The following is a 505-nucleotide window of genomic DNA, read 5'->3' on the forward strand; positions in this document are numbered from 1 at the left end:
GGACCTAAGGCGAAGCCGAACGGCGTAGTCGATGGCAAATGGGTTAATATTCCCATACTTGATATACAGGTGATGGAGTGACGGAGTGATGAAAGACACGCCCGGTGACGGAATACCGGGTTAAAGCATGTAGGTATTGGATTCATAGTTAAATGCGTGGATCTAGCCGAAAGTGATAGTACCGAGCGTCTACGGACAATCGGATAGTTGTCCTAAGGGCTTCCAAGAAAAACTTCTAGCGTTAAGCGTATATCGACCCGTACCGCAAACCGACACAGGTGGTCAAGGAGAGAATCCTGAGGTGCTCGAGTGAATCATGGCTAAGGAACTCGGCAAAATGGCCCTGTAACTTCGGGAGAAGGGGCGCCTACCCACGATAGTGGGAGGCCGCAGTGAAAAGGCCCAGGCGACTGTTTAGCAAAAACACATGGCTTTGCGAAGTGGCAACACGAAGTATAAGGCCTGACACCTGCCCGGTGCCGGAAGGTTAAGAGGGGATGTTATC

Annotated in this window: 1 rRNA gene; it reads left to right on the forward strand. The window is 51.1% G+C overall.

Going from position 1 to position 505, the window contains the following annotated elements:
- Positions 1-505, forward strand: a 23S ribosomal RNA gene (locus tag MM239_RS20925); the annotation flags it as partial.

The organism is Belliella filtrata, from assembly GCF_022549775.1.
Classification (GTDB): domain Bacteria; phylum Bacteroidota; class Bacteroidia; order Cytophagales; family Cyclobacteriaceae; genus Belliella; species Belliella filtrata.